The 7,160-nt window shown below is 70.1% G+C and carries 7 protein-coding genes; 2 read left to right on the forward strand and 5 right to left on the reverse strand.

Features of this window, described 5'->3' with window-relative positions; translation table 11 throughout:
* Positions 1-80: 80 nt before the first annotated feature.
* Positions 81-764, reverse strand: a complete 684-nt coding sequence (locus V7E09_RS13690; protein WP_324523550.1) for an NUDIX domain-containing protein — start codon at positions 762-764, stop codon at positions 81-83.
* 126 nt (positions 765-890) lie between these two features.
* On the opposite strand from V7E09_RS13690, the gene V7E09_RS13695 reads away from it, so the two are divergent.
* On the forward strand, positions 891-2,090 hold the full coding sequence (locus tag V7E09_RS13695; RefSeq protein ID WP_324511548.1) for an amino acid aminotransferase: 1,200 nt from the start codon (positions 891-893) through the stop codon (positions 2,088-2,090).
* 79 nt (positions 2,091-2,169) lie between these two features.
* Here V7E09_RS13695 and V7E09_RS13700 read toward each other — a convergent pair whose 3' ends face one another.
* Both V7E09_RS13700 and V7E09_RS13705 read right to left on the reverse strand, forming a co-directional pair.
* Positions 2,170-3,099: a cytidylate kinase family protein gene (locus V7E09_RS13700; protein WP_324511549.1), complete on the reverse strand. Its 930-nt coding sequence runs from the start codon at positions 3,097-3,099 to the stop codon at positions 2,170-2,172.
* Between the two features lie 3 nt (positions 3,100-3,102).
* On the reverse strand, positions 3,103-3,834 hold the full coding sequence (locus V7E09_RS13705) for a M15 family metallopeptidase (RefSeq protein ID WP_324511550.1): 732 nt from the start codon (positions 3,832-3,834) through the stop codon (positions 3,103-3,105).
* Between the two features lie 57 nt (positions 3,835-3,891).
* On the opposite strand from V7E09_RS13705, the gene V7E09_RS13710 reads away from it, so the two are divergent.
* Positions 3,892-5,172: a TIGR04053 family radical SAM/SPASM domain-containing protein gene (locus V7E09_RS13710; RefSeq protein ID WP_324511551.1), complete on the forward strand. Its 1,281-nt coding sequence runs from the start codon at positions 3,892-3,894 to the stop codon at positions 5,170-5,172.
* 96 nt (positions 5,173-5,268) lie between these two features.
* On the opposite strand, the gene V7E09_RS13715 is transcribed toward V7E09_RS13710, so the two are convergent.
* Both V7E09_RS13715 and V7E09_RS13720 read right to left on the reverse strand, forming a co-directional pair.
* Positions 5,269-6,291: a hypothetical protein gene (locus V7E09_RS13715; protein WP_324523551.1), complete on the reverse strand. Its 1,023-nt coding sequence runs from the start codon at positions 6,289-6,291 to the stop codon at positions 5,269-5,271.
* Positions 6,288-6,986, reverse strand: a complete 699-nt coding sequence (locus V7E09_RS13720) for a hypothetical protein (protein WP_324523552.1) — start codon at positions 6,984-6,986, stop codon at positions 6,288-6,290. The genes V7E09_RS13715 and V7E09_RS13720 overlap by 4 nt, the downstream gene beginning before the upstream one ends.
* Between the last annotated feature and the right edge of the window lie 174 nt (positions 6,987-7,160).

The following is a 7,160-nucleotide window of genomic DNA, read 5'->3' on the forward strand; positions in this document are numbered from 1 at the left end:
CGACGCGTTTAGCCTCAGTCCTCGGCGACAGAAACCCCAGTCCTCGGCGGACCTAGCCTCAGTCCTCGGCGGACCTAGCCTCAGTCCTCGGCGGGAGGTGGGGCGAAGGGTGCCGGCGGGGGAAAGGTGGGGATGTCGGCCTCGTCGCGCCACTGCCACAGTGATCCCGGACGTCCGCGACCCAGGACGACCTTGCGGTCGCTGACCTGCAGCCCCGCGATCGCCGCCAACCGTCGGTTCAGGTTTCCGCGGTCGGGCGCCGCCCCGGTCAGGGAGTGGGTGATCGCCACCGCGGTCGACACCGGGAACGCCGGACCCGTGAGGGCCCGCGTGAACGCCTCGTTGCGCCATAGCCGATCCACCAGCAGCGGACGCCCGAAGTCGATCATCTGATTGTGGTCGAAGGCCAGCGGCGGGACGTCGTCGAAGGTGTGCCACTCCACCCCCGGGGCCGCCTCGCCGTCCTCGGCGACGGCCCACAGCACCACCGACAGGGTCGCTCCGCGCGGGTCACGCGCGGGCTCGTCGAACACGGTGAGCTGACCCTGATCCCGCAACGACAGCCCGAGTTTGCGGGCGACGGCGCGCACCGCGGCATCGGCGAGACGCTCCCCCTCCCAGAGGGTCACGCCGGGCAGCGCCAGGCGTCCCGCGTAGGGGTCGACCTCGCGCCGGGCGACGGCGAACTCGACGGTGCGGGTCGCGGCGTTGAATCGAAGCGTCAGGGCGTCGACCGAAACGTTGGATGTCGGTGGGCGTTCCATGGCGTCCTTGCTGTGAACGGGGTTGGCCCAGCCCACCCTAGCCCGGCGTCTCGCTGCGCGTGGTCAATGCCGGCCCCACTGGATGGACGGCCGATAGGCTGGGCGAAACGGAAAGGTGGACTTCCCATGTCGCTGTTCTCTGGGGTAGAGCAGGCCCCGCCGGACGCCATCCTCGGGCTGACCGAGCAGTTCAAGGCCGACACCAACCCGAAGAAGGTGAACTTGGGCGTCGGCGTCTACCAGGACGCCTCCGGCAAGCTTCCGCTCCTGGCGTGCGTCGAGACCGCCGAGCAGCGCATGGCGGCCTCGCCGAAGGCGAAGGGTTACCTGGCCATCGACGGACTCCCCACCTACGACACCGAGGTAAAGGAACTGGTCTTCGGGGCGGGTTTCCCGCTGCTGGAGCAGGGCCGCGTCATCACGGCGCAGGCTCTTGGCGGCACGGGTGCGCTCAAGCTGGGCGCCGACCTGCTGCGGCAGGTGTCCCCGGACGCCACGGTCCTCATCTCCAACCCGAGCTGGGAGAACCACCAGGCGCTGTTCACCCGCGCCGGGTTCACCGTCGAGAAGTACCGCTACTACGACGCCGAGGCCAAGGGCGTCGACCTGGACGGCATGATCGCCGACCTGCGGGCGGCGGCGCCCGGCACCATCGTCGTGCTGCATGCCTGCTGTCACAACCCGACCGGTTACGATCTGGCGCCCGCCGACTGGCAGCGCGTGATCGAGGCCGTCGTCGAGGGCCGCCTGACCGCATTCCTCGACATGGCCTATCAGGGTTTCAGCCAGGGCATCGAGGAAGATGGTGCCGTCGTCCGAGCGTTCGCCGAGCGGGTCGATTCGTTCCTGGTGTCCACCTCGTTCAGCAAGAGCTTCTCGCTGTACGGCGAGCGCGTGGGGGCGCTGTCGGTGGTGTGCGCGGACGCCGCAGAAGCTGCCCGCGTCCTCTCGCAGCTCAAGATCGTGATCCGCACCAACTACTCCAACCCGCCCACCCATGGTGCCGCCATCGTGGAGACGGTGCTCGGCGATCCTGAGCTGCGCGCCCAGTGGGTCGCGGAGCTGGGGCAGATGCGGGACCGGATCAAGCAGATGCGCACCGCCCTGGTCGCAGGGCTGGTGGCCGCGGGCGTCGAGGGCCGGGAGTACATCACCGATCAGGTCGGCATGTTCAGCTTCTCGGGACTCACCAAAGAGCAGATGCACCGTCTGCGTGCCGAGTTCGCCGTCTACGGCACCGACACCGGCCGGATCTGCGTGGCGGCCCTGAACGACGACAACATCGCCTACGTCAGCGAGTCCATCGCCGCCGTCCTGCAGGACTGACCTGGCCGTCCTGGTTCCGGGGTCTCTGGAACCAGGACGGCTGGTGCTGCCCGCAGTGTCCCCGCGCCGGATGCGTCGGTCAGTCCCCGATGCCAGGGGCCTGGGGAAAGTCCGCGACGGCGAACCGGAAGGCCGACACGATCAGGTCGGCGGCGTGCGCGTCGGTGAAGGACGCAGTGTTGATCGTCAGGTCGAACAGCTCCGATTGGGTCGGGTCCCAGCGGTACAGCCGACGTGCCAGATCCGCCCGGACGCGGTCCTCGCGCTCCTGCCGCCGGCGTGCCTGATCGAGCGGGATCCCGGACTTGGCGGACGCGTATGCCACCCGAGCCTCCACCGGACCGGTGAGCTTCACGTGCAGCGCCTGGGGTTCGCGGTGCAGGATCTTCGTCGCGTTGCGGCCCACGATCACGGCCCCCTCGGCGGCGAGCCACAGCAGAGATTCGGTGTTCTCCGACACGATCTCGTGATCGGTGCGTGAGGCGAGATCCCACACCAGGTCCGTGTCGGTCGGCATGGGCGTGAACGACCGCAGGAAGCGTTCGAAGAAGTTCGCCTCCACCGCATCGCGTTGCGCGGCCGCCTCGAAGGTCTCCGAGCTGACCGACTGGCCGATGAACGGGACGCCGAGCAGCCGCGCCACCCGCTTGCCGATGGCTTCGGCGCCCGCGCCGTACTCCTCGTAGATCGTCACGAGGGGGACGTCGAGGATCGGCCGGGGAGCCCCAGCCCCGGCGCAGGCGGCGGGATGGAGCTGGTAGCGGGCGGCGTCCCCCTCGCCGTGGCGGGTGATGACGCCCATCGACTCGAAGGTCGCCAGCGCGTGCGCCACTCCCTCGGCGGTCAACCCCGGGTCGGACGCGGTGGCGTCGGCGACGATGTCGGTGCCGCGGACCGCGTCGGGGCGCTCAGCCAGGCACACTAAGACGGCGCGCCGGACAGGAGTCATGCGTTCGCCGCGCACACGCAGCCGCTGGCCGGTGTCGCTGATGAGTCGGTCGACGTCCATGCCTCAGGCTAGCCCGAGAAACTCCTCCAGCGTCAACGAGGGGTCGGGGGCGAACGCGGCACTCACCTCGGTGCCCACCCAGCGCAGGTGCCACGACTCCCACGCGTAGCCGGTGATCGTCGTCTTGTCCTGCGGGTAGCGAACGATGAAGCCGTGCGTCGTCGCGTGAGCGGCCAACCATGCGGCCTGCGGCGTCCGGGCGAAAGCGGAGCCCCGGTTGCTGCCGTCCCAGGCGTCCAGCGACAGGCCGGTCTGATGCTCGGACGCGCCCGGCTCGGCGTAGTAGCGGCGGGCGGTCTCTTCAGGGTAGGTGCGCAGCGCGCGCTCGAAGCTGGCCTTCTGGGTGGCATAGCTGCGGTAGCCCGAGCGCAGGCTCAGCGCGAGCCCGTCGGCCTGGGCGGCGGCGGCGAGGGCGGTGAACCCCGCGGCGGCGTCGGGGTGCAGGCCGTTGGGGCGCTCGGCCCAGGCGGGCACGTAGGCGGCGGAGACGCGATGGGCGGGGCTGACGACGATGATCCCGTCGACCTCGTAGGGGACGGCCAGTCCCTCGCCGCTCCGCTCGTCTGGTGGGGGAGTGGCAGGGGTCTTCGTGGACGCCTCGGGCGTCGGGCTGGGGGTCGGCTCCGCGGTGGCGGCGGTGGCGGACGCGTCGGGGGTGGTGGCGGGGGTCGGGGTGCTGGTGCAGCCTGCGAGCAGCAGCGCACCCCCGCCCGCCAGGAATGCTCGCCGTTTCACCGGGGCAAGTGTACGGGCGCCGGGTTTACTACTCATTGTCGTAGTAATGTCGAGGGCATGACCGACCTCGTTGATCGCCCTGCGGACGCCGCCCGACCTGGCCACCCCGGCGGCCACCCGGGAGCCCGCGGCGGACATCCTGGCGGGCATCCCGGGGGTGGGCATCCGCATTCGGCGCCGTCGCGGCGCCACCTCGACTTCAACTCCGCGCCCTTCATCGCCATTTGGGAGACGACGCAGGCGTGCGATCTGGCCTGTAAGCACTGCCGGGCCAGCGCCCAGCCGCTGCGCGACGATCGCGAGCTCACCACCGCCGAGGCGAAGGCGATGATGAAGCGGCTGCGCGAGTTCGGGCCCATCGTGTTCGTGTTCTCCGGGGGCGACTGCTTCAAGCGTCCCGACATCGTCGAACTGGTCGAGTACGGGGCCAAGCTGGGCATGCGGATGGGCATCACGCCCGCCACCACCTCGCTGGCCACCAAGGAGTTGCTGATCCAGCTCCGTGACGTCGGCCTGACGCGGGTGGCGATCTCCTTGGATGGTTCCAACGCCGCGATCCACGACGAGTTCCGCCAGGTCAAGGGGTCCTTCGACCACGGGCTGCGAGTCCTGCGGGAGGCCCAGGAGGTGGGCCTGTCGACGCAGGTCAACACGGTGATCCGCAAGGCGAACATCGACGACATGCACGCCATGACCGAGCTGATGACGACGCTCGGCGTCGTGTTCTGGGAGGTGTTCTTCCTCGTTCCGATGGGTCGGGCCAAGGCCGAGGACGTGGCGTCGGCCGACGAGTTCGAGGACGTGTTCCACCAGCTCTACGATCTGTCCAAGACGGCTCCCTTCGACATCAAGGCGACCGCGGCCCCGCAGTATTCGCGGGTCGTGATGCAGCGCAAGCGCGCGGAGGTGCGCGAGGGCGCCGACGAGGATGTCACCGAGGTGATGACCCGGGGCATGCACTACTCGCAGTCCGACGGCATCGGGCGGGCCCGCAACGTCAACGATGGCGACGGCTTCGTCTTCATCTCTCACGTCGGCGACGTGTACCCCTCCGGCTTCCTGCCGGTGTCCGCGGGCAACATCCGCGACGATGACATCATCGAGATCTACCGCAACTCGCCCGTGTTCCAGGCGCTGCGGGACCGCACTCAGCTCAAGGGCAAGTGCGGGGTGTGCGGCTACCGGGACGCCTGCGGTGGTTCCCGGGCCCGCGCCTACGCCATGACGGGCGACTATCTGGCGGAGGAGCCGTTCTGCGCGCACGTTCCCAAGCGGGAGCCGCTGATCCCCAGCCCCAAGCCGCGCACGGTGCTGCCTTTGAACCCCGTGCAGCACTGACGGCCAGGTCGCGCCTCAGTCCTCGACACTCTGGGCCTCAGTCCTCGGCGCGCGGAGGGTCAGTCCTCGGCGGGTTGAAGCTCAGTCCTCGGCGAGTCAGGGACGCGTGGTCGCTTGGGCCGGGACGCGATCGCAGGGGGGCGGTAAGGGCGCCTGCGGGACGGGCGTGCCGAGGATCGCGTTGAGGATGCCGACGAGCCGGTCGGCAGGCATGACCCCGTCGCTGCCGACCCGACGACCTTCGAAGTAGCTGTTGCGGCCCTCGTGCACGACAGGACCACCGTCGTAGATCGTGACCCGGCCGTCCTTCATGGCGCGATGCCACGGCGAACTCGGGGTGAAGGGCCAGCGCCCGGGGAAGACGAGCGGCCCGAGCAGGCGAAGCCGGTCGCGACCACCGCGAATGTCCCAGAAGTGCTGCAGGTGGTCGAAGCCCGGGTCGGCGTTGAACACGCCCCCGATGGAGACCGCGCTCACCGGGACGCCCAGCAGCGACAGCATGGACGCCGCCCCGACCGCCATCTGGCCGCCCCCGCTGAACCCGACCAGCGTCACGGGGACGCGACTGCCCGGCACGTAACCGTGCTGCCGCAACGCGTCCCAGATCGCGAGCGCCAGCCCAGCGTTGAAGGTGGGACCGTAGCGGGGGTCGGCCGAGACCAGCACCTGGAGCACGTTGCGCAGATTGATCAGGTACGGGGCCAGGCTTTCGCGACGGACGCGGCGGCGCTTGTTGAGCCACGTCCACAGGCCTGAGGTGGCTCGCTGCAGCAGGCTGAGGTCGTTGGCGGCGTACGGGAACACACCGGCGATGACGCGGACGCGCGGCAGGTCGTGCTCGACCCGATGCCACACCGCCTGCTCCCGCATCGAGATGCCCTCGCCGTCGACGACCCCGATCCCGGACAGGTAGACCACGTACCGGTCCGGCTGCTCCCCGGCGACCGTTAGCTGACGTGAGGCCGCCGCATCGCCAGGCGCGTCCGCGGATGTCAGCGCCAGGGTCCGACGGGCCTGCACGGCCCCCTGAGAGGACCACCAGCGCAGCGACTCCAGCGGGGCGAGCAGCGCGAACACGACCAGGAGGGCGACCAGGGCACCCAGCAACCACCAGATCATGCGCGTCCCCCGGCGGCGGGCTCGGGATCGCCGTGGCCGGGTGCCGAGGCGGCGACCGGCACGAAGGGCCCGCCGGTGAGGATGTTCGCCCCCGTCACGATGACCGGCTCGCCCGTGGCCAGCGTCCACAGCCGTGACGACACCCAGCCCAGTGGCGCGGCCAGCAGCCGGGCCAGCAACTGCATCAGTAGCCAGCCCGACAAGGCGATCAGCAGTGCCAGCCAGCCGGGCAACGCGTAGGCCGCGCCCAGCAGCACGAACAAGACCAGAAACGACCACAGTTCGAGCACCCGGGCGATCCCCAGGCCGACGAACGGCAGGAACGTGAGTGCGTTGAACACGTGCGGGGCCAGGGACAGCAGGAACACCGTCAGGATCGTCATCAGGGGGAGGGGACGCCGCGTCACGGCCAGCGCGACCCCCCACGTCACCAGCGCCTCCATGAGCCGCAGCCCGATGAGCAGGGCCAGCGCCAGCCCGCCGGAGACGACCGCCCGGACGCCGCGCACCCGGTTGAGGAACAACACTCCGCTCTGTCCGACGCCGATCGACAGCAACGCCAAGGCGGCCACCCCGACCGAGGACCAGAACAGGTCCACGCTGCCGAGGTGGCCGGGCAGGTCGGCGTCCTGACGCAGGACGTCGCCCACCAACTGCAATGACGCGATCAACGCGCCCCAGATGTCGGGGAACACGCCCCTATCGTCGCACCTCGCGAGGACAGGTCAGGGCGCCGTCTTGGGTGACGCACAGCGTGCACACAGGAACCGCCTCAACCCTGGCTGCATGACGCAGACCACCGCTCCCGCCGACATCCGCGCGGATCACCCCGCGCCGGTCCGGCCCCCGGCCGGTGAGCCGAGCCGGCT

Origin of the sequence: Propioniciclava sp. (assembly GCF_036744435.1) — a bacterium.
Taxonomy (GTDB): Bacteria; Actinomycetota; Actinomycetes; order Propionibacteriales; family Propionibacteriaceae; genus Propioniciclava.

Coding starts and splice junctions, on each gene's coding strand:
- V7E09_RS13690 (WP_324523550.1), bottom strand. CDS start 764: ATGGAACGCCCACCGACATCCAACGTTTCGGTCGACGCCCTGACGCTT.
- V7E09_RS13695 (WP_324511548.1), top strand. CDS start 891: ATGTCGCTGTTCTCTGGGGTAGAGCAGGCCCCGCCGGACGCCATCCTC.
- V7E09_RS13700 (WP_324511549.1), bottom strand. CDS start 3,099: ATGGACGTCGACCGACTCATCAGCGACACCGGCCAGCGGCTGCGTGTG.
- V7E09_RS13710 (WP_324511551.1), top strand. CDS start 3,892: ATGACCGACCTCGTTGATCGCCCTGCGGACGCCGCCCGACCTGGCCAC.
- V7E09_RS13715 (WP_324523551.1), bottom strand. CDS start 6,291: ATGATCTGGTGGTTGCTGGGTGCCCTGGTCGCCCTCCTGGTCGTGTTC.